Genomic DNA, 25,292 nt, shown 5'->3' with positions numbered 1-25,292 from the left:
GGCTGTGATTGAGCGGCCTCGAATACGCCGACTTGTGAAGCTTTCTGTCACCCACGGCGGTTCCAGTCCTCGCGCCCAAGTGCCAACCACCTCGCTCAATCACACCCCGGGGCTGCGGCGATCGCGAGCACGGGCGGCTTGCGCCGAAGGACTTACGGGGGTGGGACCGGCGCCAGGGTCATCGTCTCGACGTCGATGCGTGCCTGATCGGCGTCCACCTTCGGGAACACGTCGCCGGGCCTGTCGCGCGCGATCGCGCGGCTGACAGCATCCCGCCGCCCGGCAGCCTCGTGCACGACACCGACCGCCGACCGCCGACCAGGCCAAGCCCAGCCTTTTGTCAGGAGTCCTAGGCCGTCGCCATCGCGACCGGAAATCCGGGCGTACGACGGACCCGTCGCCCGGCGTCGACCGCGAACACCTCGCAGCCGGGCCGGGCGGCGGCCCAGTCGACGCCCTCCGGGCCCATCGCGAAGGCCGCGGTGGCCGTGGCGTCGGCCTCGGTGAGGGAGGCGGCAACGACGGAGACGCTGAGCAGGCCGGTCGCGGGAGTGCCGGTGCGGCCGTCGACGATGTGGTCGCCGCGCTCGTAGCGCGCGGAGGTCGCCACCGCCCCGTCCGTCAACTTCAGCACTGTGCACAGCTGGTCGGCGTATTCCGGATGCCGCACGCCCACCCGCCACGGTCCGCCGGCCACGACCACGTCGCCACCGGCGTTGAGGATGAAGCGCCGGGCGCCGGCGGCGGTGAGGAGTTCCGCCGCCCGCTGCACCGACCAGCCCTTGACCACCGCACAGGGGTCGAGGGGCCGGCCGGGCAGGCGGACGTCGAAGGCGCCGCCGGTCGAGAGCCGGTACTGCTCACAGAGGTCGAGGACCTCGGTCAAGTCGGCGCTGAGGTGCCGGAGTTGCAGCTCGCCGCGGTCGTAACGGCAGACCTCGCTGTCCGGGCGGAACGGGCTGAAGCGGGCGTCGACCTCGCGCAGCCAGGCGAACAGCGCGTCCGCCACCTCTTCCCCGATACCGATACTGATGTCCTCGTCGATACCGATACCGATGTCCTCGTCGTCGATCCGCAACGACACCGGGAACCCCATCACATGCTCAACTCGCCGCATCTCACGCGCCCTTGGCGTCGATCGCGGCCTGGAGCGACTGGACGTAGGCGTCACTGGTGATCGTGGCGCCGGACACCGTGTCGATCTTCGAACTCTGCGCCTTGAGGGTCTCCTCGATCAGTACCGGGACCGCCGCCGTGGTCTGCGGGTGGTCCGGCTGCTGGAGCATGCTCACGGAGCTGATCTTGTCGCTCTCGAAGGTCACCTGCACCTGCACGGTGCCCTTGTCGGTGTTGATCGCGGTGCCCTGGACGACCTTCTTCGAGGACGCGGAGGGGGTCGACGAAGAGCCGGACGAGGACGGGGACGACGAAGTGGCCGTAGGAGTCGGTGTCGAGACCGCCTCAGTCGTTGTCGTCGAACTCGTCGTCGTCCCGATGGACGGCTCGTAGCGCCACACGGGGATCAACCCCGCGACGGACAGCACCAGGACAGGTATGACTCGCTTCACGATATGTCTCTCATCCCGCCAGGCTGAAGCGTTCGAAGTGGATCTGCTGCTTGGGCACGCCGATGTCGCCGAGGCTGCGCAGCACCGCGTTCATCATCGGCGGCGGTCCGCAGAGGAAGACGTCGCGGTCGGCGATGTCCGGTACGAGCCGGGCGAGTTCGCGCGGGGCGAGCTTGTCGGGGACGGGCGGGCCGGTGACCAGGTGGAGCTGGGCGCCCTTGGCCTGGGCGAGTTCGACCAGCTCGTCGTAGAGGACGGCGTCGCGGTCGGTGGCGACGCGGTAGATGACGACCGCGTGGCCCTCCAGGTCCTCCAGCAGTGCGCGGATGGGGGTGACGCCGACGCCGCCCGCGATGAGCAGGGACTCCGGCTTCGTGCGGTGCAGGGTGGTGAAGGCGCCGTAGGGGCCCTCGGCGAAGACGCGGGTGCCGACCTTCAGGTGGCGCAGGGCGGCCGTGCCGTCGCCCGCGGTCTTGGCGGTGAGGCGGAGGCGGGTGCCGTCGGGGGCGGCCGAGAGGGAGAAGGGGTTGGCCTGCCACCAGCGGTCCTTCGTCAGGAAGCGCCAGAGGAAGAACTGGCCCGCCTGGGCCGGGAGTTGGTGGAGGTCGCGGCCGGTGATGTAGATCGAGACGACGTTGTCGGACTCGGGGACGACCGCCTCGACCCGGAGTTGGTGGCGGAGGTTGCGCCACAGGGGGAGGATCACGCGGCCCAGGGCGACCGAGCCGAGCGCGACGCCCCACACCGCGTACCAGTACGTCGTGGCGGCGGACGACGCGGTGAACGTCGTACCGACCGCGACCTGGTGGGTGAAGGCGAGGACCACCGCGACGTAGGTGTAGAGGTGGATGAAGTGCCAGGTCTCGTAGGCGAGTCGGCGTCGCGCGTAGCGGGCGGAGGTCGCGCCGATGACGAGGATCAGGGCGAAGGCGACGAGCGCGCGCAGGATGCCCTCGGTGGTCTCGGCCAGGTCGACGACCTCGCCGACCGGGCCGGTGTCGGTGCCCTGCGCGTAGCCGAAGGCGATGAACACGAGGTGCCCGAGCAGCGTCCAGAGCAGCGCGAAGCCGGTCCAGCGGTGCCAGTTGGTGAGCCGGTCCATGCCGATCCGGCGGTCGAGCCAGGGCAGGCGGGCCACCAGCAGCAGTTGGAAGGCCATGACGAGGGCGCCGTAGAGGCCGAGGAGGCGGCCGATGACGATGAGCGCGTTGGAGGCGAATCCTGCTTGGGCGAAGAAGACGGTCACCACGGCGACGTTCGCGGCCAGCACGGCGTACAGGCCCGTGCGGGCCACCACCCTGGGGCGTATCGCCGTGGGGGGCGCAGGGGGTGATTGGACGGTCGTCACGGACGGCAGCTCCTTGATCGGGTCCTGGGAGACGAGCTTGACCTCGGGGAGCTGTCTTTTTCCTGTCGGACAACTTTCAAGTGCCTATCGATGTGCGTGTGGCGGTGCCGCGGGTCTGGCGTCCACCGGTGCGTGAAGCACTATGAGCAGGTGGAAAAAGTACGACTCCTCGTCGTGGACGACGACCCGCCGATCGCCGATCTTGTCGCGACGGTCGCCCGGTACGAGGGCTGGGAGGCCGCGTGCGCGTACTCCGGTGAGGAGGCGCTGACCGTGGCCGCCGAGTTCAAGCCGGACATCGTGGTGCTCGACCTGATGCTGCCCGGCCTGGACGGTTTCGGTGTGCTGGACCGGCTGCGGCACTCCGGGACGATGGTGCCCGTGGTGTTCCTCACGGCGCGCGACGCGGTGGCCGACCGGGTCGCGGGGCTGACGCGGGGCGGTGACGACTACCTGGTCAAGCCGTTCGCGGTGGAGGAGCTGATGGCCCGGCTGCGGACCGTGCTGCGGCGCAGCGCCGGGCCCGGGTTCCAGCGGTCGGTCCTCCAGGTCGCGGACCTCACGATGGACGAGGATACGCGCGAGGTGCGCCGCGGCGACCACCTCCTCACGCTCACCCCGACCGAGTACGAGGTGCTGCGCTACCTCATGCGCAAGTCGCCGACCGTGCTCACCAAGGCGCAGATCCTCGACCACGTGTGGGAGTACGGCTTCGGCGGCCGCTCCAATGTGGTGGAGCTGGTGGTCAGCCGCCTGCGCCGCAAGCTGGACGAGGGGCACGATCCACTGATCCACACCGTGCGCGGCTTCGGCTATGTGATCCGGCAGGCCGCCGAATGATCCGACGACTGCGCCACAACTGGCGCCGGGTTCGCCTGGGCACCCGCCTCGCCCTGGGCGTGGGCGTGCTGTCCCTGATCGTGTTCGCGGTCGTCGGCACGGCCCTGACGATGTACATGCGGGACTACCTCGAACGCCAGGTCAGCGACCAGATGAAGCTCGTCCAGGTCGTCCAGTCCAAGGACGCCCAAGTCCACGGCATCGTCGAGCGCAAGCCGTACTACGGCTGGTACACGGCGGTCTACGACGTCAAGGGCACGACCCCGAAACTGCGCGAGCCCTCCGACGTACCGGACGACACCAGCGCGCTCACCGCCCTCGCCAAGACCATGGCGCACTCCACCACGGAAATCTCCCGCACGGTGACGATCGACGGCGAGGGCACCTACCGGCTGCGCGCCTGCGAGGTCGAACCCGGAGTGGTCCTGGTGAGCGCGGCCCCGCTGGCGGACGTGCAGAGCACGGTACGGCAGCTCGTCACGGTCCAGGTGGTGGCGTTCGCGCTGGCGCTGCTGGTGCTGATGGCCATAGGGCGGAACCTGCTGCGGCGCGGGCTGCGCCCCCTCAGCGACATGGCGACCACGGCCCACGGGATCGCCTCGCACGACCTCACCGAGTCGGCGGCCCGGCTGCCGCTGCGCGCCGAGCGGGGCGACGGCGGGCCCGAGGTGGAGGAGCTGCGCACCGCGTTCAACACGATGCTGGAGCACATCGACGACTCCCTCGCGGTGCGCGCGGAGGCGGAGCAGCGGCTGCGCCGGTTCGTCGCGGACGCCTCGCACGAGCTGCGGACCCCGCTGATGTCGGTGCGCGGCTACGCGGACCTGTTCCAGTACGCCGCCGCGAACGTCCCCGAGGAGCGCGACAAGCACCTGGCCCGGCTGCGCGCCGAGGCCGCCCGCATGGGCGTCCTCCTCGACGACCTCCTCCTGCTGGCCCGCCTGGACGCGGCGGACGTGGAGACTCCGCTACGGCCGGAGGACGCGGATCTGGTGGACCTGGTGGGGCAGGCGGCGGATGCCTTCCGCGCCGGACACCGGGACCATCCGCTGACGGTGTCGGTGCCCGAGTCCCCGGTCCGGCTGCGCGTCGACCCGGTCCGTATCCGGCAGGTGCTGGACAACCTGCTGGCCAACGCGGCCGTGCACACCCCGGCCGGGACGCGGGTGTCGGTGTCGCTGTCGGTCGCCGCCGGCACGGCATCCGTACGGATCGCCGACGCGGGTCCCGGCATCCCGGAGGACGACCGGGCCCGGGTCTTCGACCGCTTCTACCGGGTCGACAAGGCCCGCACCCGGGACCGGGGCGGCAGCGGGCTGGGCCTCGCGGTGGCCCGGTCACTGGCGAAGGCGCACGGCGGCACCGTGGAGCTGACGTCCGAGCCCGGCGCGACGGTCTTCACGGTGACGATCCCGCTGGGGACGGCTTCGTACCGGTGACGATCCCGGTGGACGCGGCTTCGCACCCGTGACGATCCTGTCGGGCGCGGCTTCGTCCCGGTGAACGCGGGTAGCGTGCGCCGTTCCTCGCTCTAGGCTCGGCGCCGGGCTTGTGCCACCATTACTGACGTGGCGTCACCTGAGACTCAGGACACTCAACTGGCTCTGCCTCACAGCCAGTTGCGGCACCTCGAAGCCGGAAAGTCGCCGTCACATCCCGCGCCACACGTTGTCGTAGGCCGCGTCCTCGACACTCTTCCGCTGCCGTACGGCCTCCAGCTCCGTCACCGCGTCGTGGACCACGGCGATCACCGTGTCCAGCGACTCGTCGGTGACCTTGGCGGAGTCCTCGTCGGACACCTCGCGGATCCCGGCGGCCGCGGCGAGCTGGGCGAGGACGGGTTCGCCCTGGGCCCAGCGGTCCGCCGCGCGGCTGCGGGCCGGGGAGTCGACCAGGGCCGTCCGGCCGGTGCGGACCGGGATCCAGCGCCCGCGCTGCCGGGCGACCAGTCCCTCCGCCTCCAGCGCGGCGAGATAGGCGGAGGACAGGCGCCGCCCGCGCCGCCACAGCCAGTCCTCGACCGACTCGTACGGCGTCTCCCGCACGAGCGCGGTCGCCGCCTGGTCCAACAGGCCGTCTTCCAAGGGAACTTGGGGGTTCGGCACAATCAGGTCGCCGTCCAGCACGACGGCTCCGGCGGCGAGGAGGTCGACCACCTCCGCTCCGGCGAGCGCGAGCGAAAGATCACCCGTCTCGACGGGGCGGTCGGGTGCGACATCCATGGCCACGATCATCAGGTCCCGCGGTGTGCTCATGGGTGCCAACCTAGCGCGGCTTATGCGAGGAGGCAGCGACACCCAACGTTTACATAATTCCGTCCAGCCGTCAGTAGTGTTTCGGGACTGTGAGCCTCGGATGAATATCAGGGGCTTTTGGACCGCTTGCGCCACTGCGGTCCGAGTGGTGTGCCCTCTGAAGGAAATTGGCAGGGTTTTCGGTCGTTTGGGGACCCCTTTCCGGCTGGCTGGATCACTGCCCTCGACCAGTTGCTTGCCATGGCGTTGTTGACCGACGAGTAACCGGGGGGCTAGCTTTCCATCAGCCCTCTTGCGCCTCTGCGATTACATTCGGCGTCCCCTGCCGAAACCCCCCACCGTGCAGTTTCACCGTTTATTCGGAGAATCATGACGCCTGTCGCGCGCGCCGCAGAAATGATCATTGGAATCACTCCGTTCCATGAACCGGATGCCCGACTCGCGGCGGCCGTCAGCCGTGCCGGCGGGCTGGGGGTACTCGACCTGGGAATGGGCGACCGAAGATCCAGAGAGGCCCTGGCCCGCATCCGGCGCTGGTCACCCGGCCCTTTCGGGGTACGGATCGGGCCGCACTGCCGGATCGGCCCCGGTGACCTCACGACGGGCGGCGGCGCGACCCCGCACACCGTGGTCCTCAGCGCGGACGCCGCCTGGCAGGTGGGCGAGGTCGCGGCGGAGCACCGGGTGCTGGTCGAGGTCACCGACCCGGACCAGGCACTCGCGGCGGTCCGCGCCGGCGCCCACGGACTGATCGCGCGGGGCGCCGAAAGCGGCGGCCGGGTGGGCGAGTTGAGCACCTTCGTCCTCCTCCAGCGGCTGCTCGCCGAGCCCGGTGTGGACGTCCCGGTCTGGGCCTGCGGCGGCATCGGCCCCCGTACGGCCGCCGCGGCCGTGGCCGGTGGCGCGGCCGGGGTCGTCCTCGACAGCCAACTGGCCCTGCTCGCCGAGTCGGTCCTGCCGGAGGCCGCCGCCGCGGCCCTGCGCTCGATGGACGGCTCCGAGACCACACTGGTGGCCGGTCACCGCGTGCTCCTACGGCGTGGTCCTGACGCCCCGCAGGTACCCGCCGACCGGGTGTCCGAGCTGCTCGGCGCCCGCGATCCCCGCACCCAGTTGCTGCCGGTCGGCCAGGACGGTTTCCTCGCCGCGCGCTTCGCGGAACGCTGGGGCGACACGGGTCGCACGGTACGCGAACTGACCGCCGCCATAAGGGAGTCGGTACGGGACGAGCGCCCGGCCGACGCACTGCGCGCAGGCTCCCCCATGAGCCGGACGCTCGGCACCCAACTCCCCATCGCCCAGGGCCCGATGACCCGTGTCAGCGACCAGGCGGAGTTCGCCGCGGCCGTCGCCGAGGGCGGTGCCCTGCCGTTCGTCGCGCTGGCGTTGTCGAGCGGCGAGCAGTCGCGGGCGGTGCTGGCCGAGACCCGCGCCGCCGTGGGCGACCGCCCCTGGGGTGTCGGGGTGCTCGGCTTCGCACCCGAGGAGATGCGCAACGCCCAGCTCGAAGCGGTACGGGAGTTGAGGCCGACCCACGCGATCATCGCGGGCGGACGCCCCTCGCAGGCCGAGGCGTTGGAACGGTCCAGGATCTCCACCTTCCTCCATGTGCCCTCGCCGGGACTGCTCCGCCAGTTCCTGGACGCCGGTGTCCGCAAGTTCGTGTTCGAGGGCTCCGAGTGCGGTGGCCACGTCGGACCGCGCGGCAGCTTCCCCCTGTGGGAGGCCCAACTCGCGGTCCTGGACGACTTCTTGGAGACCGCTGCAGCGGGCACGGCGGAACACATCGAGGTGTTCTTCGCGGGCGGCGTCCACGACGAGCGCTCGGCGGCGATGGTGGCCGCCCTCGCCGCACCACTCACCGCACAGGGTGCGGCCGTCGGCGTACTGATGGGCACCGCCTACCTGTTCACGAAGGAGGCGGTGACGCGTGGAGCGGTCCAACCCCTGTTCCAGGAGCAGGTGGTCCGTGCCACGCGGACCGCGTTGCTGGAGACCGCGCCGGGTCACGCCACCCGCTGTGTGCCGAGCCCGTTCAGCGACAACTACCTGGTCTTCGAAGCCCAGTTGCGAGAGCAGGGCGTCCCGGACCGGCAGATCTGGGAGAAGTTGGAACGGCTCAACGTCGGCCGGCTCCGCATCGCCAGCAAGGGCGTGGAGCGGGACGCGACCGGTGCGCTGACCTCCGTGGACGAAGAACGCCAGCTCGCCGAGGGGATGTTCATGGCCGGCGAGGTCGCCGTGCTGCGCTCGGCGACCACCACGATCGACGCCCTGCACCGCTCGGTGACGGAGGAGGCCGCCGACTTCCTGGCCGAGGGCGCGCGAACCACCCGCGCCCGCCTGGGAGTCGAGGAGACCGCCGAGCCGGAGGCACCGGCCCCCCTGGACATCGCTGTCATCGGCATGGCGTGCATGTTCCCGCAGGCCCCCGACCTCCCCACGTTCTGGGCGAACATCCTCGGCGGACGCGACTCCGTCGACGAGGTCCCGCAGGACCGCTGGGACCCCGCCGTCCACTACTCAGCGGACAAGGACGGCGCCACCCCGTCGAAGTGGGGCGGCTTCCTGCCGCGCATCCCCTTCGACCCGCTGCGCTACGGCATCCCGCCGGCCTCCCTCGGCAGCATCGAACCGGTCCAGCTGCTGGCCCTCGAAGCGGCCCGGCGTTCGCTGGAGGACGCCGGATACGGCGACCGGGGGCGGGAGTTCGACCGGGCACGCACGTCCGTGGTGTTCGGCGCGGAGGCGGGCAGCGACCTGTCCAACGCGACCACGCTGCGCGCCGTACTCCCCTCCTACTACGGCAGGATCCCGCAGGGCATCGAGGAGCAACTCCCCACACTCACCGAGGACTCCTTCCCCGGCATGCTCTCCAACGTCATCTCCGGCCGCATCGCCAACCGCCTCGACCTCGGCGGCGCCAACTTCACGGTCGACGCGGCCTGCGCGTCCTCGCTGGCCGCCGTCGACGTCGCCTGCAAGGAACTCGTGGGCGGCACCAGCGATGTCGTGCTGTGCGGGGGCGCCGACCTCCACAACGGCATCAACGACTACGTCCTCTTCTCCTCCGTGCACGCCCTCTCCCCCACCGGCCGCTCCCGCGCCTTCGACAGCTCGGCGGACGGCATCGCGCTCGGCGAGGGCGTCGCGTGCGTGGTCCTCAAGCGGCTCGCGGACGCGGAGCGGGACGGCGACCGGATCTACGGCGTGATCAAGGGAGTCGGGAGTTCCAGCGACGGCCGCTCCCTGGGTCTGACGGCACCCCGCCCCGAGGGCCAACGGGCCGCGCTGGAACGGGCGTACCGCAACGCGGGCGTCTCCCCCGCCGAGGTCGGCCTGGTGGAGGCGCACGGCACCGGAACGGTCGTCGGCGACCGCACCGAACTCTCCATCCTCAGCCAGGTGTTCACCGAGTCCGGTGCGGAGACGGGCAGTTGTGCGCTCGGCTCGGTCAAGTCCCAGATCGGGCACACGAAGTGCGCCGCGGGACTCGCCGGTCTCATCAAGACCGTGCTGTCCCTCTACACCGGCGTCAAGCCACCCACCCTGCACATGAAGCGGCCCAACTCGGCCTGGCAGCAGGACAGCAGCCCGTTCGTCTTCCACGCCCGGCCCCGGCCATGGGCGGCACCGGCCGAGGAACGCGTCGCGGGCCTCAGCGCGTTCGGCTTCGGCGGCACCAACTTCCACGCGGTGATCGGGGCGTACGGCGAAGCGGTTCCGCCCGCGCAGGGTCTGGACGCGTGGCCCGCGGAGCTGTTCACGTTCCGGGGTGCGGACCGGGCGGCGGCGCGGCGGGGCGTCGAGGAGATCCTGAAACTTGCGGAGACGGGTTCCTGGAAGCTGCGCGACCTCGCGCTGAGCGCGTCGCGCCGCGCGGATGCCCGGCATGAGCCGGTGCAGGTGGCGGTCGTGGCGCGGGATGTGGAGGGGCTGGCCGGGCAACTGCGGCGGGCGTTGGCGGGTGAACATGATCCGGTCGCCGGAATCCACCTGGCCGACGCGAGCGCGGACTCCGGCGAAGTCGCGTTCCTCTTCCCCGGTCAAGGCAGTCAGCGTCCCGGCATGCTCGCCGACGTGTTCATCGCGTTCCCCGAGTTGCAGCACTACCTGCACCTCGGCCGCGACCACGCCGACGCGCTCTACCCGCCCACCGCCTTCGACGACACCGCCCGCGACCGCCAGCAGGCCGGTCTCACCGACACCCGGGTCGCACAACCCGCCCTGGGCATCGCCGGGTTGGCCGCCCACGCCCTGCTCACCGAGGCGGGCGTACGGCCCGACATGGCCGCCGGGCACAGTTACGGCGAGCTGGTCGCCCTGTGCGCGGCGGGCGCGATCACGCCGGAGGCACTGCTGGAGCTGAGCGCCGAGCGTGCGGCGGCGATCCTCGAAGCCACCGGTTCGGACGACCCGGGAACCATGGCCGCGGTCGCGGCCGGTGCCGAGGACGTCGAACAGGCCTTGAAGGCAGCGAACGCACCGGACTCCGTCGTCATCGCCAACCACAACTCGCCCCGCCAGACGGTGATTTCGGGTCCGACGGAGGCAGTCGCCACAGCCGTACGGCTCCTGCGCGACGCCGGTCTCGGCGCCAAGCGCATTCCCGTGGCCTGCGCCTTCCACAGCCCGCTGGTGGCTGGGGCGGGCGAACGCTTCGCGGAGTCCCTCGCCGAACGGCCGGTGCTCACACCCGAGTTCCCCGTCTGGTCCAACCGCACGGCCGCCCCGTACGGCGAGGGCGCCGACGCGGTCCGGGCCGAACTCGCCGCGCAGATAGGCTCCCCGGTCGCCTTCGTCGCGGAGATCGAGGCGATGTACGAGGCGGGAGCGCGGATCTTCGTCGAGGCCGGTCCCGGTTCCGTGCTGACCCGGCTGGTCGAACAGATCCTCGGCGACCGCCCGCACCGCACGGTCGCGTGCGAGCCCCGGCAGGACAGCGGGCTGCGCGGCTGGCTCGACGCGCTGGCCCAACTGGCCGTCGCAGGGCTGCCGGTGCGTACCGGATGGCTCTTCAACGGGCGCGACGCCGTCGACGCGGCCCGGACCCCCGTGCCCTCGCGACCCGGCTGGACGGTCGACGGACAGCTCGTCCGTACCGCCGCCGGAGCACTCCTGCCCGGTGCCCTCGCACCGGCCCGACGCGTTGTGGAGACGACTGTGACGACGAACCCTCAGGACGGTGTCCCCGTCGAGGCGAACAGGGACGCGCTCATCTCCGAATTCCTGCGCACCAGCCGGGAGATGGTGGCCGCGCAACGGGATGTGCTGATGACGTACTTCGGCGCGGTGCAGGGGGCGGTGCCGCAGGGAACGTGGGTTCCGGCACCGGCACCTGCGGCCATCGGGGCGCTTCCGCAGACACCCGCCCTGCCGGCTGCTGTAGAGACACCGGCCGCCCAACAACCCGTTGCCCAGCCGGAGTTGGCCCCCGCCCCCGAAGCCGTCACCGAAGCCGACGTACTCCGGGTCGTCCTGGAGATCATCAGCGAACGCACCGGCTATCCCGTCGACATGATCGAGCCCGACCTCGATCTGGAGGCGGACCTCAGCATCGACTCCATCAAGCGCGCCGAGATCGCCGGCGAACTGGCCCAACGCCTCGGCATCGGCGGCGGGATGGACGTCGCCACGCTCGACGACGCCGAGTTGGAGGACCTGGCGAAGGCCCGCACGGCGGCCTCCGTCACGAGCTGGCTGTCGGCACGACTGACGGAGCCCGCAGCAGCGGACGAAGCGCCCCCGAGTGTCAGCGCCCCGCAGGACGAGGTCACCGGCACCGCACCCAAACGGCTCCAACTGCGCCCGGTGCTGCTGTCGCACCAGGACGGCGACAACCCGACGGACCCGGCATCCGCGCTGAGCGGCCGACGCTTCGTCCTCTACGGCGACGGTGACGCCACGGAGACGGTCGCAGCGCGCCTCTCCTCCTACGGCGCCGACACGGTGACCGTCGCCCCCGAGCACCAACTCACCGACGCGGACGGCCGGGTGGACACCGTCCTGTACCTCGCACCCCTCACGGCGTCGGCCCCGGTGCTGCCCGAGGCCTTCCCCGTGTTCCAGGCCGCCCTGCGGCGCAACCCGCGCCAACTCCTCGCGATACAGGGCACGGACGGCGGATCGGCGGGCCTGCACGGACTGTTCCGTACGGTGGCCCGCGAGTACCCGGACACCACCGCCCGGGTCGTCGAGCTGGCGGACACCGCACCGGCCGCCGTCGCCGACGCGCTGATCGCCGAACTGCTGGCGCCCGGCACCGAGCCCGTCGTACTGCGAACCACGGCCGGACGCCACGGACTTGAGCTGACCGAGACACCGCTCGGCGCGCTCGCGACCAACGGTGCCGGACCGGCCGGTGACGGAGTCGCCGAAGCCTCCGCGATCGGGCTCGACCGCGACTCGGTGGTGCTGCTGGTGGGCGGCGCGCGGGGCATCACCGCGAAGTTCGCCGTCGCGCTCGCCGCCGCCTCCCGGTGCCGTATCGAACTCCTCGGCCGGACGGCCGCACCGGCAGGCCCCGAGGACCCGGCGACCGCGGGCGCACGCACCCCGGCCGAACTGCGCGCGGCGCTCGCCGCGAAGGGCCGTGGACTCACCCCAGCCGAGATCAACCGCACCGCCGAACTCCTGCTCGCCCAGCGGGAGATCACCGCGACCCTGGACGAGCTGACCGCCCTCGGCAGCCAGGCCCGCTACCACTCCGTCGACTTCCGCGAACCGGACGCCGCGCTCCAGGCGGTCAAGGAGATCCACGCCGAACACGGCCGCCTCGACGGTGTCGTCTACGCGGCCGGCGTCATCGAGGACCGGCTGATCGCCGAGAAGACCACCGAGTCCTTCCAGCGGGTCTACGGCACGAAGACGCACGGCGCCGAGACGTTGCTGTCAGCCCTTGAGGAACTGCCCAACGGCCCTTCTTTCGCTGTGCTGTTCGGCTCCATCTCGGCCGTCCTCGGCAACCGGGGCCAGGTCGACTACGCCGCCGCCAACGACGCCCTGCAGAGCCTCGGCACCGCCTGGGCCGCCCGGACCGGGCACCGTGCGCTCACCGTGCACTGGGGTCCGTGGGCGCCCACCGGTGGCCATCACGGCATGGTCACTCCGGAGTTGGGGCGTGAGTACGCCCGGCGCGGCATCTCGCTGATCGACCCCGAGGAGGGCACCGCGGCCCTGCTGCGCGAACTCGCCTGGGGCGACGAGTCAGCAGGGGCCGTCGTCTACACCGCTTCGGGCTGGTAGCCGTGACGGACCGTCAAGTGCCGGTCGCCATCGTGGGCATGTCGGTGCTGCTCCCCGGCGCCGCCGGCCTCGACGCGTACTGGCGGAACCTGCTGAGCGGCACGGATGCCATCAGCGAGGTGCCGGAGGGGCGTTGGGACGCGGACTACTACCGGCCGGACTCCGCGAGCGGTCCGGCCGTGGCCGACCAGGTGTACTGCCGACGCGGTGGTTTCGTGGACGAGTTGGCCGAGGTCGAGGTCACCCGGTTCGGCATCATGCCGAACTCGGTGCCCGGCACCGAACCCGACCAGCTCATCGCCCTGCACGTGGCCGCCGCCGCCCTCGCCGACGCGGGCGGCGAGTCCCGTCTGCCCGACCGGCGGCGCGTCGGTGTCGTCCTCGGCCGGGGCGGCTATCTCACCCCGGGTCTGGTCCGCCTCGACCAGCGGGTCCGTACGGCGGGCCAACTCGTCCGCACCCTGGGCGAGTTGCTGCCCGACCTGGACCCCGGCCAACTCGACCGCATCCGCAGCGCGTTCACCGAACGGCTCGGCCCCGACAGTCCCGAGTCGGTCATCGGCCTGGTCCCGAACCTCGCGGCGTCCCGCGTCGCCAACCGCCTCGACCTGCGCGGCCCGGCATACACCGTGGACGCGGCCTGCGCCTCCTCGCTGATCGCCGTGGACCAGGCGGTGACCGAACTCGCCTCCGGGCGCTGCGACTTGATGCTCGCCGGGGGCGTCCACCACTGCCACGACATCACGCTGTGGAGCGTGTTCTCCCAACTGCGCGCACTTTCCCCGAGCCAGCGCATCCGCCCCTTCCACCGCGACGCCGACGGCATCCTGATCGGCGAGGGCACGGGAGTCGTCGTCCTCAAGCGCCTCGCCGACGCCGAACGCGACGGCGACCGGATCTACGCCGTCATCCGCGGCACCGGCGTCTCCAGCGACGGCCGCGCCGCGAGTCTCGTCAACCCGGACTCGACCGGCCAGACCCACGCCGTACGCCAGGCCTGGCGGGCGGCGGGACTGGACCCCGCGCTGCCCGCCTCCATCGGCCTGCTGGAGGCGCACGGCACGGCGACACCCGCCGGTGACACGGCCGAACTCACCACGCTGGCCGAGGTGTTCGGGGACACGGGCACCTCCCAGGGCCGTGCGGTCATCGGCTCGGTGAAGTCGATGATCGGCCACACGATGCCGGCCGCCGGGGTCGCCGGCCTGGTCAAGGCCGCCCTCGCCGTCCACCACGGCATGCTCCTGCCGACCCTGCACTGCGACGACCCGCACCCCGCGCTCGCGGCGACGCGGTTCCGTCCGCTGGAGAAGGCGGCACCCTGGGAGACGACTCCCGAACAGCCGGTGCGGCGAGCGGCGGTCAACGCGTTCGGGTTCGGCGGCATCAACGCGCATGTGGTGCTGGAGGAGGCGCCGGGGGCGCGCGCATCACGTTCGGCGGCGACGGTCATCGACGAACCGGAACGCGCCAACACCCCCGCTCGCACAGCCTCCGTGGCCGAACCGGAACGCGTGTTGATGCTCGCCGCCGACAGCCCCGAGGCTCTCGCCGCACTGCTGGAGGCGGACGACTCCGCTCTACTGGCCGCACACAACTCCCCTTCCAGCTTTGGTCGTTCGCGGCTCGGCATCGTCGCCCCGGACGCCAAGCGCCTCGCGCTCGCCCGCCGGGCGGTCGCCAAGGGACGGGCCTGGCAGGGTCGTAGCGATGTGTGGTTCACGCCGAGCCCGCTCATCGGACCCGGCGCGGGAAAGCTGGCGTTCGTCTTCCCGGGCCTGGAGGGCGACTTCGCGCCCCGGGTCGAAGACGTCGCCGCGCACTTCGGTCTCCGTGAGAGCCGGTCCGCAACACCCGCACAAGTAGGGGATGTTGGCCGCCACGGCTTCGATGTCGTCGGTATCGGGCGACTGTTGGACGCCGCGTTGCGGAAGATGGGTGTCGTCCCGGACGCGGTCGCCGGGCACAGTGTCGGCGAGTGGACCGCGATGACGGCCGCCGGGGTGTACTCGCCGGACGAGGTCAGCGACTTCATGGAGGCGTTCGACCCCGACTCGGTGACGGTCCCCGGCCTCGCCTTCGGGGCGATCGGAGCCCCGGCCGAGCGCGTGCTCTCGGCGCTCGCCGCCGACTGGCCGGACGCGGGAATCGTGCTCTCGCACGACAACGCGCCGGGTCAGTCGATGGTGTGCGGTCCGGACAAGGCCGTGGACGAGTTCGTGCGGTCCTTCCGCGCGCAGGGTGTCCTGAGCCAGGTCCTCCCGTTCCAGTCCGGCTTCCACACACCGATGTTGAAGCCCTACCTCGCCCCGATCGAAGAAGCCACGAACCGCTTCCGCCTCCACCCGCCGACGGTCCCCCTCTGGTCCGGGACCACCGCCTCGCCGTACCCCACGGACGAGAAGGCGGTACGCGAACTCTTCATCCGCCACCTCCTGGAACCCGTCCGCTTCCGCCAGCTCGTCGAGGCCATGTACACCGCCGGCCACCACGCCTTCGTCCAGGTCGGCACCGGCCAACTCGGCTCCCTCATCGACGCCACACTCAGCGGGCGCGACCACCTGGTCGTCGCCGCCAACTCGCCCCACCGCTCCGGGCTGGCCCAACTCCGCCGCGTGGCCACGGCGTTGTGGGCAGCGGGCGGAACGGTCGACCCGACGACACTGGCCCCGCAGGAACCGGCTGCACGACGGGAACGGCCCCCGGTACGGCTGGACATGGGCGGCGCACTCGTCTCCCTCGACGCCCCGACCTTGGTGAAGCTGCGGGCGGAACTACGCACACCGGCCACCGCCAACACCCCGGCCCTCGCCGCCCTTTCACCCCTGGACGCCCTCACCGACCGTTTCCCGGCCGCCGCCGAACTGCACGCCCTCATGCGCGACACCGCGGACACGGCCGCCCAACTCATCAGCGCTGGCAGCCGTCGTACCGCACCGACCGCACCCGCACACGTGCCCGCACCCCGGGTGCCCGCACCCGTCCCACCGCCCCAACTCCCCGCTCCCCCAAGGGAATGGCAGACCACGGTCCACGTCTCCCCCGAGTCCATGCCCTACCTCATGGACCACTGCTTCTTCCCGCAGCGCCCCAACTGGCCGGACGTGGCGGACCGTTGGCCGGTGGTCCCCGCGACCACGATCGTCCAGCACCTCATCGAGGCGGCGGAACGCACCGCGCCGGGCATGCGCGCGGTCACCGTGCACGACGCCAGGTTCGACCGATGGCTGACGGCGACACCGTCGGTCGACGTACCGGTGCGGGTGGTGGCGGACACCCCCGACCGACTCGCCGTCTCCTTCGGCCCGCACGCCCGCGGTGTGGTCGAACTGGCCCCCGCCCACGCCGTATCGCCCCCACCGCACCCTCGCCCGGATACGGCCACCGAACGCGCCCCCGACCACACGGCGGCCCATCTCTACGACGAGCGCTGGATGTTCCACGGCCCGGCGTTCCAGGGCGTCACCGAACTCACCGCGATCGGCGACCGCCACGTACGCGGCGTGATCACCACACCCCCGGCTCCCGGCGCCCTGCTCGACAACGTCGGCCAGATCCTCGGCTACTGGATCATGGCGACCCGCACCGAACGGACCGTCGTCTTCCCGGTCGGCATGCGCGAGATGCGTTTCTACGGCCCCCATCCGCGCCCCGGCACGGAGGTGGAGTGCCTGGTGCGGATCACCTCGCTGACCGACACCGCGCTCGAAGCCGACGTACAACTCACCGTGGACGGCGAGGTGTGGGCGGACCTCACCGGCTGGCAGGACCGGCGGTTCGACAACGACCCGCAGACCAAGCCGGTCGAGCGCTTCCCGGAACGCAACACGCTCTCCGAGGCCCGCCCGGGCGGCCGGACCCTGCTCAACGAGCGCTGGCCCGACCTCGCCTCGCGCGATCTGATCATGCGCAACTCCCTGAGCAGCGTGGAGCGTTCGCAGTACGCCGAGCATCCGCCGCGCGGGCGCCGGCAGTGGCTGTTGGGCCGGATCGCGGTGAAGGACGCGGTACGGCAGTGGCTGTGGGGTCATGGCGAGGGGCCGGTCTTTCCGGCGGAGATCCGGGTCCACAACGACGAGTCGGGCCGCCCGTACATCACCGGACTGCACGGCAGGACCCTGCCCCCGCTGGACGTCTCGCTCGCTCATCGCGCCGAGGCGGCGGTCGCGATCGTACGGCCGCATGTTCCTGGTCCCGGCCCCGGGATCGACATCGAGGAGGTCGTGGAACGCCCCCCGAGCACCCTCACCACCGCTCTCGGTGAGGAGGAACTGGCGCTCCTGCGCACCCAGTTGACCGCCACCGGTGAGTCCGAGGCGCTGTGGTTCGCCCGTTTCTGGGCGGCGAAGGAGGCGGTCGCGAAGGCGGAGGGCACTGGCTTCCGGGGACGGCCGCGCGACTTCGCCGTCTTCCAAGTGGTCTCCGGATCACGGCTGTTGGTGTCGGGGCGCCTGGAGCGCGCCTACACCGTGCACTACGAGCCGGCCGGCAATCCCCCCAATCTGCCGGACAGGACCTACGTCGTGGCCTGGACGACGGGACCCGCGCACGAAGAGGAGTACGACCGATGACCACCACCACCGAGGACACGGTCCTCGCCGACCTCACCGGCATGCTCACCACGCTGCTGGAGGACGAGTACGGCGTCGACGACGTCGAGATCACCATGACGACGACCTTCAACCGCGACCTGGAGCTGGAGAGCATCGACCTGGTGACGCTGGCCGGGCTGCTCCAGGAGCACTACGGGACGAAGGTCAACTTCGCCGAGTTCCTGGCCTGGATGGAGTTCGACGAGATCATCGAACTCACCGTCGGCCGGCTCGTGGAGTACGTCGTGCAGAGCCTCAAGGCAGCCGAGGCGGGCTGAGCCATGGCGATGGTCGACACCGGTCAACTCCGGTTGCACGTACAGCGGATGAGCCCGCCCGACGGCCGCCCGGTCACCGCCACGGCGGTGCTCGTGCACGGTCTGCTCACCGACAGCCTGGCCAGCTACTACTTCACCATCGCGCCGCCGTTCGCGCTGGCCGGCGTCGACGTCGTCATGTACGACCTGCGCGGCCACGGCCGCAGCGGGCGCCCGGCCACCGGCTACACGCTCGACGACAACATCGACGACCTGGAGGCGCTGCTCGACCGCCTGGAGGTGACAGGACCGGTCCATCTGGTCGGCAACTCCTATGGCGGGACGGTGGCGTTCGGCTACGCGGCCCGACACCCCGAGCGGGCCGCGAGTGTCTCCCTCATCGAGTCGGAACCGGCGACCACCGCCTGGGCACCGAAACTCGGCGGCATCCTGGACCGTGTGCTGCACGAGCTGGCGCACAACGAGGACGACGCGATCGCCTGGATCAGCGCGCACCGCGGCCACAACACCGCCCGCCTCGCAAGGGGCGCCGCCCGTCTGGCCCGGGAGACCTCTCTCTCCCAGGACATCCCCGCCAGCAGTGTGTTGACGGAGGATCAGATCCGCGCGGTGTACTGCCCGGTGCTCGGCGTCTACGGCGGCGACTCGGACCTCGCCCTGCTCGCACCCTGGCTGGAGTCCGTGCTCCCCGACTGCCGGACCGTCGTCGTCCCCGGCCACGAGCACTCCGTACTGGTCGAGGCGGCGGGCACGGTCGGCGGGCACATCCTCTCCCTGATCCGGGCAAGTTCGCCGGAGGCCGCCGAGGTGGCGGCCCGGTGAGCCGGTTCCTGTTCGTCGTCCCGCCGTTGGTCGGCCACATCAACCCGGCGGTGGGTGTGGCGGCCGAACTGGCGTCACGGGGGCACGAGTTGGCGTGGGCCTGCGCCGACCCCGATCTCGTACGGCGGCTCGCGGGCGAGTCGGCGCGCGTGTTCCCCTGCGCCGGACCGGTACCGGGTGAGGGCGAGGGAGTACGCCCACCCGACATCCGTGGCCCCGAGGCCCTGAAGTTCCTGTGGGAGGCATTTCTCGCGCCGCTCGCCGAACAGATGGCGCCCGGAGTCGCCGCGGCCGTCGAGGAGTTCGGGCCCGACGCGGTCGTCGCCGACCAACAGGCCCTGGCCGGCGGCCTGGTGGCGGAACGGCTGGGCGTGCCGTGGGCGACCTCGGCGACCACCTCCGCCGAGTTCACGGACGTCCTCGCCGGGATGCCCAAAGTCGCCCTGTGGCTGGACGAGTTGCTGCACGGACTCCGCGCCCGCATCGGCGATCCGTCCGGCACCGCCGACCCGCGTTTCTCCCCGCAGCTCGTGCTCGCGTTCAGCACCCCGGAGCTCGTCGGCCCCGAAGCGCGGCAGGGCGAGCAGTTCCGCTGGGTCGGTCCGTCGATCGCGCCCCGCCCGGCCGCGCCGGACTTCCCCTGGGACTGGCTGGATCCGGCCCGGTCGTTGGTCCTGGTCAGTCTGGGCACCGCCAACACCGATGTGGGCGCCCGTTTCCTCGCGGAGTGCGTGACGGCGCTGCGGGCACGAACGGACCGTGTACAGGCGGTGATCGCGGACCCCGGCAAGGCGCTCGGCGCACCGGACGAGCAGGACAAGGACATCCTCGTCCTCCCCTCGATCCCCCAACTCCCGCTCCTCGAAAGGGCGGACGCGGTCGTCTCCCACGCCGGGCACAACACGGTGTGCGAGGCGCTGTGGCACGGCGTCCCCCTCGTCGTGGCGCCGATCCGCGACGACCAGCCGGTGATCGCCGCGCAGGTCACCGGCGCGGGCGCGGGCATCCGCGTCCGCTTCGGCCGGGTCACCGCCCCCAGGCTGGGCGCGGCGATCGACGCCGTGCTCCACGAACCCGACCACCGCGCCGCGGCCGGCCGCATCCGTACGGCGTTCCGCGCGGCCGGAGGCACCCGCGCGGCGGCGACCCATCTGGAGCTGCTGGCCACCGGCGCGTCCCCGAAGGAGACCCCGTGAGCAACGAGGACGACCCCAGGCCCCCGAGCCGGAACGACCAGGTGGCAGCCCTGCGGCCCACCTACCAGGCCGACTTGGCCGACGGCCTGGACCGCTTCTTCGAACCCCGCCGCGAGACCTGCTCCTGGTGCGACTCGTCCCGTCTGAAGACCAGGCTGCGCACGAAGGACCTGATCCAGCACAAGCCGGGCACCTTCGTCCTGGACCGCTGCGAGGACTGCCGGCACACCTTCCAGAACCCCCGACTGAGCCCGGCGGGGCTGGAGTTCTACTACCGGGACTTCTACGACGGCCTGGGCGAGAAGCAGTTGGGCAACACGTTCGCCGCTCGTACCAAGATGTACGAGCAGCGCGCGGAATCGCTCCTCCCGCACTCACCGACCCCCAAGAACTGGCTGGATGTCGGCACCGGCCACGGTCACTTCTGCGAGTCGGCGCGCACGGTGTATCCCGACACCACCTTCGACGGCCTCGACTTCACGGACGGCGCCGAACTCGCCGAGCGGGCGGGGCGGGTGGAGCGCGGGTACCGGGGCAGCTTCCCCGAGTTGGCCCCGGGTCTCTCGGGCCACTACGACGTCGTCAGCATGTTCCACTACCTGGAGCACAGCACCGAGCCCGAGCGTGAACTGGCCGCCGCACACCAGGCCGTGCGCCCCGGCGGCCACCTCCTGATCGAGGTCCCCGACCCCGACAGCCGCTACTCCCGCCTCCTCGGGCGCTGGTGGCTGCCGTGGCTCCAGCCGCAGCACCTGCACTTCATCCCGGTCGAGAACCTCCGCCGCCGACTCACCGACCTGGGCTTCACGGTCGTGGCCGAACAGCACGCGGAGCCGCACGACCCGGTCGATCTCCTGGCCGGGACCTGGCTGGCCCTGGACACGGCCGCGCCCCGCGACAACCTGCCGTGGCTGCCGAAGCCGCCGTCAGGACTGGCCCGTGCGGGTCGCGCGGCGGTGCTGATCGCGGGGATTCCGGCGCTGCTGCTGGGCACGCTGCTCGACCGGTTCGTGGTGAAGCGGCTGTCGCACCGGCTGGGGGTGTCGAACGCGTACCGGATCGTGGTGCGCCGGGACTGAGCCCACGCGTCTGCAAGGTTTCGGCAAGGCCGCCGCAAGCCTTCCGTCCTGTTGTCGGGGCACCTCCGAGCAGAACGCTCGTCACACGACAACGGGGGTAATCATGGAACGCGACATCGGTGCCGGGACAGCACCCGCCGAACCCGCGAACGCGGCCGGCGCGTCGCAGTGGCTGACGCTGTCGGCTTGCAAGCGGGTCCTGGTCGTCGTCCACACCGAGGTGTACGGGCAACGGCTGCGGGACGTGCTGCCGTTGCTGGAATCGGATCTGCGGATCCAGGTCGACTTCACCATCGCTCCGCACGCGTTCAACGCGGGTGCGGCACGCTCCCTGCCCTGGGCGCAGGGCAGTCCGCTGCCCTGGCAGACGGCCCTCTCGCGCCGCTACGACCTGGTGCTGGCCGCCGGGTCGCAGGGCGTGGACGCACTGCGTGGTCCGCTGCTCCGGCTGCCGCACGGCGCCGGCCACATGAAACTGTCACGGCCCGCCGACGACCGGGACCCGGGAGCACCCCGTACCGTCGGCGGGCTCGGCAGGCGCTACCTCGTCAGGAACGGGCGGGTGGTGCCCAGGGCGCTGGCTCTCGCACACCGCGACGAACTGCTGACGCTGAGCAGGCACTGCCCCGAGGCGCTGCCCATCGCCGAGGTGGTCGGCGACGCGACGTACGACCGGCTGACGGCGAGTCTGCCGCTGCGCACCCGTTGCCGTACGGCCCTCGGGCTGCGAGGCGGGCAGCGTCTGCTGCTGGTCTCGTCCACCTGGGGCGCCGAGTCCTCCTTCAACCGGCTGGACTCGCTGCTGCCCCGGCTGCTGTCCGAACTCCCGTCCGACGACTACCGGATCGCGGTGCTGGTCCATCCCAACGTCTGGTCCAGGCACGGCGACTGGCAGGTACGGTCCTGGCTGTCGGCGGCCCGCCGTCGCGGGATCGCGCTGGTTCCGCCCGACGCGGACTGGCGCTCCATGATCATCGCGGCGGACTGGGTGATCGGCGACCACGGCTCCGTGACGCTCTACGCCACTCTCACCCAGGCGGCGATCATCCTGGCCCGCTTCCCCGCCGAGGACGTCGATCCGGCGTCGCCGGGTGCCGAACTGGCCCGCATCGCCCCGGCGTTGTCGCCGTCGCACCCGCTGCCCGAGCAACTGGCGTACGCCCGGGCGGCCCACCCGGCGGTCGAGTACGCGCGGATCGCGCACCGCATCTCCTCGGAGCCGGGACGGTTCGGGCGCAACACCCGTCGGCTGATGTACCGGTTGCTCGAACTGGGCGAGCCGGCGTACGAGCCGTCGCTGCCTCCGCTGCCTCTGCCGCGGCGCCTGTGGGGCACGCACCGCACCCGTCGCTCGCACCTGGGTGACGTACCCGCATGAGCGACCTGGTGATCGCCTGCCTGGACGTCGGCTCGGACGAGGTCCGACGGGAGTGCGCCGATGTGCTGTACTGCGCGCTGCCGCGTCCGCCCGTCGACGCGTGGCTGCTGGCGGGGCAGGTTCTGGAGCGCTATCCGGGCTGTGTGCTCGTGCTGGTCCGCCGGGTGGGCGGCGGCTGTGTGGTGCGAGACCGGTTCCCCGGAGTCACGGCAGGTTGCGCAGCCGCTCTTCGAGACGGCCCCGGTCCGGACCGCTGAGCGGACCGTAGCGGGCCAGGGACTGCCCGTACCATTCCCTGGCCCGCTCGGTGTCGCCGCGTTCCTCGGCCCCCTGGCCGAGCATCTCAAGGACTCTCGCCTGCCAGGGAACGGACCCGCTCTCGTCGAACTCCGCGAGCGCGGTGCGAAGTTGGTGTTCGGCATACTCGAACCGAGTGCCGTCGCGCAGGGCGTGGGCACGGCCGAGGTGGGCGAGAGCCCGGGCGGCGTCGTGCGGATCGTGTTCGGTGAGCAGCTCCTCGCGGGCCCGGGCGAGATGGGGCAGGGCCTCCTCGGGCCGTCCCGCCGCGAGGGCGGTGTCCCCGAGACCGAGCCGGGTCAGGGCGGCTCCGCGCCGGTATCCGATGTCCTCGCGCAGGGTCAGTGCACGGGCGAAGTAGGCACGTGCCTCGTCCAGTTGGCCGGCGAGCCGATGCGTCTGCCCCAGACCGTGCAGTGCCTGGGCCTCGGCACGGCGGGCGACGGTGAGGTCCGCTTCCCCTCCCTGTCCGCGGAGCAGGGCCAGCTCCTCGTGGGCGGCGTCGAGTGCCTGCCGGAACCAGGAGGCGGCCTCTTCGTACCGGCCCACGTTCCGCAGCCCGGCGCCGCCCGAGGTGAGCATGCGGCTGATGCCGTCCCGGTCCTCGTCGCGCCGGGCCGCGGCGAGGCCGATCTCGTGCGCCTCGATCCACAGGTCGTAGGGACGCAACCGAAGGACCAACGGCCAGAGCGCGTCGGCGAGTTGCCAGGCCGCCGCGTTCCAGCCACGCCGCGCCGCATCGCGTAGCACGGCCATCAGCGCGGTGCGTTCGGCGTCGAGCCAGGTCAGCGCGCCCGCGGCGTCCGTGAACGGGGGCGGGTCCGGGGGCCGGGCATAGTCACGACGCAGGGTCCGGTGGCTGGGTGTCAGCAGTACCTCGGCGGCGGTGGCGGCGGACAGATGGAAGTCCACGGCCGCCCGCACGGCCTGTTCGACGCCCTCAGCCGTCTCCTCCTCGGCAGCCCGTTCCCGCGCGTGAGCACGGAGCAGATCGTGGAATCGGTAGCGGCCGAGGCCGGTCCGGGGGTCGGGTCCGAGGTCCTCGACAAGGTTCGCCTCGGCCAGCTCGTCGAGCTCCCGATCCGCTTCGTCCAGTGCCGTCCCGCAGACGACCGCAGCCAGGGGCGGGGTCACCACCGGCACCGGAAGCACACTCAACCGCCGGTACGCGGAGGCCAGTTCGGGTCCGAGAAGGCGATACGACTCCTGCAACGCGGCGCGTACGGCGGACTCGCCCCCGACGCGCAGCGCGTTCAGCGCGCCGTCCTCACCGCCGCTCAACGCCCGCGCCATGGCGGCCAAGGGCTGTCGCGGCCGGGCCGCGAGCCGGGCCCCGGCCACGCACACGGCCAGTGGCAGTCCCGCGCAGGCCTCCGCCATGGCCAGCGCGGCCTCCGGCTCCCGGTTCACCCGGTCCGCGCCCACCCGCCGAGTGAGCAGCTCGACGGACTCGGTCGTGCCCAGGACGTCCAGCGGCAGAAAGACCGCGCCGTCCAGGCCCAGCACGCTCAGCCGATTTCGGCTGGTCACGGCGGTCAGCGCCGACGGTGATCCCGGCAGCAGCGGGCGAACCTGCGCCGCGCTTAGGGCGTTGTCGAGGAGCAGTGCCATCCGTGCCTTCGCGGTGACCGAACGCCACAGCGCCGCCTGTTCGTTGAGCTCTGCCGGAATGCGCTCGTGGCCGAAGGATCTCAGCAACTCCGTGAGCAGTTCGCCGGGCCGCGCCGGGCCGTCGGCGGAGTGGCCGCGCAGATCGGCGTACAGCTGGCCGTCGGGGTAGGACTCGGTTCTGCCGAGGAGCCAGCGGCGGGCCAGCGTGGTCTTCCCCATGCCAGCCGGTCCGCTGATGACGGCGACCACGGGGCTGTCGTGGGAGGTCGCCGTCAGCCGGTCCAGTGTGGCCAGCTCGTCGTGACGGTTGATGAAATGGCTTGGCACGGGCGGCAGTTGGCGTGGCACGGCGGGTGCGGAGACGGCCGTCGGATCCCGTAGGGGATGGAAGTGGATCCCGCCCGTGATGTCACGGGCCTGGACCACGGGGCCGGTGATGCGGGCGGAGGTACCGATGGTGTTCATGGCGTCGGCACCACCGAGGGGATCGGCGACCGTGACCAACCCGGCGCGCCACAGCCGCAGTCCCTCCGTCAGCCACGGCCGGCTCGCCGCCTCGCGCGCGAGCAGTTCGGCCAGCTCCTGGTCATCGCCGCCCGCCCGGGAGCCCGTCGCCGCCCAGTCGCGGACCGCGTCGGCGAGCGCGCCGGACGACACCGGGCGGACGAGGTCCGCGAGCGTCTGCCGAGCCGCGGGCCGTAACGCGGCCATTGTCAGGGCAGCTCGCAGTTCCACGGCCGTCACCTGATCCATTTCGCCGCATTCCCCCTGTGCCCCGGTGCC

At 71.8% G+C, this 25,292-nt stretch carries 15 protein-coding genes; 10 read left to right on the top strand and 5 right to left on the bottom strand.

What is annotated here, in order from left to right; genetic code table 11:
* Window positions 1-349 precede the first annotated feature (349 nt).
* Genes OG407_RS38385 through OG407_RS38375 form a run of 3 tightly spaced genes read right to left on the bottom strand, consistent with a single transcriptional unit; the run spans window position 350 to window position 2,916 of the window.
* Window positions 350-1,117, bottom strand: a complete 768-nt coding sequence (locus OG407_RS38385; protein ID WP_405864410.1) for an FAD:protein FMN transferase — start codon at window positions 1,115-1,117, stop codon at window positions 350-352.
* Window position 1,118: 1 nt separating this feature from the next.
* A complete protein-coding gene (locus OG407_RS38380) occupies window positions 1,119-1,568 on the bottom strand; it encodes an FMN-binding protein (RefSeq protein ID WP_405864408.1) in 450 nt (149 codons plus the stop codon).
* Between the two features lie 10 nt (window positions 1,569-1,578).
* Window positions 1,579-2,916 (bottom strand): ferric reductase-like transmembrane domain-containing protein, encoded by a 1,338-nt coding sequence (locus OG407_RS38375; protein ID WP_403584718.1) that lies wholly within the window; start codon window positions 2,914-2,916, stop codon window positions 1,579-1,581.
* A 150-nt stretch (window positions 2,917-3,066) separates the two neighbouring features.
* On the opposite strand from OG407_RS38375, the gene OG407_RS38370 reads away from it, so the two are divergent.
* Together OG407_RS38370 and OG407_RS38365 are read left to right on the top strand one after the other, a co-directional pair.
* Window positions 3,067-3,756, top strand: a complete 690-nt coding sequence (locus tag OG407_RS38370; RefSeq protein WP_405864405.1) for a response regulator transcription factor — start codon at window positions 3,067-3,069, stop codon at window positions 3,754-3,756.
* Entirely contained in the window at window positions 3,753-5,195 is a 1,443-nt protein-coding gene (locus OG407_RS38365; RefSeq protein WP_405864403.1) for a sensor histidine kinase, read from the top strand. The genes OG407_RS38370 and OG407_RS38365 overlap by 4 nt, the downstream gene beginning before the upstream one ends.
* 210 nt (window positions 5,196-5,405) lie before the next feature.
* On the opposite strand, the gene OG407_RS38360 is transcribed toward OG407_RS38365, so the two are convergent.
* Complete coding sequence (locus tag OG407_RS38360) at window positions 5,406-6,011, bottom strand: GPP34 family phosphoprotein (protein WP_403584710.1); 606 nt, start codon at window positions 6,009-6,011, stop codon at window positions 5,406-5,408.
* Between the two features lie 369 nt (window positions 6,012-6,380).
* Here OG407_RS38360 and OG407_RS38355 point away from each other — a divergent pair, with 369 nt between their 5' ends.
* The 8 genes from OG407_RS38355 to OG407_RS38320 all read left to right on the top strand — a co-directional run bounded on the left by OG407_RS38355 (window position 6,381) and on the right by OG407_RS38320 (window position 22,858).
* Window positions 6,381-13,256, top strand: a complete 6,876-nt coding sequence (locus tag OG407_RS38355) for an SDR family NAD(P)-dependent oxidoreductase (RefSeq protein WP_405864401.1) — start codon at window positions 6,381-6,383, stop codon at window positions 13,254-13,256.
* 2 nt (window positions 13,257-13,258) lie between these two features.
* Window positions 13,259-17,827: a beta-ketoacyl synthase N-terminal-like domain-containing protein gene (locus OG407_RS38350; RefSeq protein WP_405864399.1), complete on the top strand. Its 4,569-nt coding sequence runs from the start codon at window positions 13,259-13,261 to the stop codon at window positions 17,825-17,827.
* The gene (locus tag OG407_RS38345; protein WP_405864397.1) at window positions 17,824-18,126 is read left to right on the top strand and encodes an acyl carrier protein; all 303 of its coding nucleotides are present in this window, start codon (window positions 17,824-17,826) and stop codon (window positions 18,124-18,126) included. Before OG407_RS38350 ends, OG407_RS38345 begins: the two co-directional genes overlap by 4 nt.
* A gap of 3 nt (window positions 18,127-18,129) precedes the next feature.
* The gene (locus OG407_RS38340) at window positions 18,130-18,948 is read left to right on the top strand and encodes an alpha/beta fold hydrolase (RefSeq protein WP_405864395.1); all 819 of its coding nucleotides are present in this window, start codon (window positions 18,130-18,132) and stop codon (window positions 18,946-18,948) included.
* Window positions 18,945-20,144 (top strand): glycosyltransferase, encoded by a 1,200-nt coding sequence (locus tag OG407_RS38335; protein WP_405864393.1) that lies wholly within the window; start codon window positions 18,945-18,947, stop codon window positions 20,142-20,144. The genes OG407_RS38340 and OG407_RS38335 overlap by 4 nt, the downstream gene beginning before the upstream one ends.
* Window positions 20,141-21,223 (top strand): class I SAM-dependent methyltransferase, encoded by a 1,083-nt coding sequence (locus tag OG407_RS38330; RefSeq protein ID WP_405864391.1) that lies wholly within the window; start codon window positions 20,141-20,143, stop codon window positions 21,221-21,223. The genes OG407_RS38335 and OG407_RS38330 overlap by 4 nt, the downstream gene beginning before the upstream one ends.
* A gap of 103 nt (window positions 21,224-21,326) precedes the next feature.
* A complete protein-coding gene (locus OG407_RS38325; RefSeq protein WP_405864389.1) occupies window positions 21,327-22,601 on the top strand; it encodes a hypothetical protein in 1,275 nt (424 codons plus the stop codon).
* Window positions 22,598-22,858 (top strand): hypothetical protein, encoded by a 261-nt coding sequence (locus tag OG407_RS38320; RefSeq protein WP_405864387.1) that lies wholly within the window; start codon window positions 22,598-22,600, stop codon window positions 22,856-22,858. Before OG407_RS38325 ends, OG407_RS38320 begins: the two co-directional genes overlap by 4 nt.
* Here the strand turns inward: OG407_RS38320 and OG407_RS38315 are convergent.
* Window positions 22,806-25,262 (bottom strand): tetratricopeptide repeat protein, encoded by a 2,457-nt coding sequence (locus OG407_RS38315; protein ID WP_405864385.1) that lies wholly within the window; start codon window positions 25,260-25,262, stop codon window positions 22,806-22,808. The genes OG407_RS38320 and OG407_RS38315 overlap by 53 nt on opposite strands.
* Between the last annotated feature and the right edge of the window lie 30 nt (window positions 25,263-25,292).

Source organism: Streptomyces sp. NBC_01515, from assembly GCF_045040345.1.
Classification (GTDB): Bacteria; Actinomycetota; Actinomycetes; order Streptomycetales; family Streptomycetaceae; genus Streptomyces.
Note: the sequence above shows the minus strand (reverse complement) of the source record. Positions and strands in the feature narration are given on the sequence as shown.

Coding starts and splice junctions, on each gene's coding strand:
- OG407_RS38385 (WP_405864410.1), bottom strand. CDS start 1,117: ATGCGGCGAGTTGAGCATGTGATGGGGTTCCCGGTGTCGTTGCGGATC.
- OG407_RS38365 (WP_405864403.1), top strand. CDS start 3,753: ATGATCCGACGACTGCGCCACAACTGGCGCCGGGTTCGCCTGGGCACC.
- OG407_RS38360 (WP_403584710.1), bottom strand. CDS start 6,011: ATGAGCACACCGCGGGACCTGATGATCGTGGCCATGGATGTCGCACCC.
- OG407_RS38355 (WP_405864401.1), top strand. CDS start 6,381: ATGACGCCTGTCGCGCGCGCCGCAGAAATGATCATTGGAATCACTCCG.
- OG407_RS38345 (WP_405864397.1), top strand. CDS start 17,824: ATGACCACCACCACCGAGGACACGGTCCTCGCCGACCTCACCGGCATG.
- OG407_RS38340 (WP_405864395.1), top strand. CDS start 18,130: ATGGCGATGGTCGACACCGGTCAACTCCGGTTGCACGTACAGCGGATG.
- OG407_RS38325 (WP_405864389.1), top strand. CDS start 21,327: ATGGAACGCGACATCGGTGCCGGGACAGCACCCGCCGAACCCGCGAAC.
- OG407_RS38320 (WP_405864387.1), top strand. CDS start 22,598: ATGAGCGACCTGGTGATCGCCTGCCTGGACGTCGGCTCGGACGAGGTC.
- OG407_RS38315 (WP_405864385.1), bottom strand. CDS start 25,262: ATGGATCAGGTGACGGCCGTGGAACTGCGAGCTGCCCTGACAATGGCC.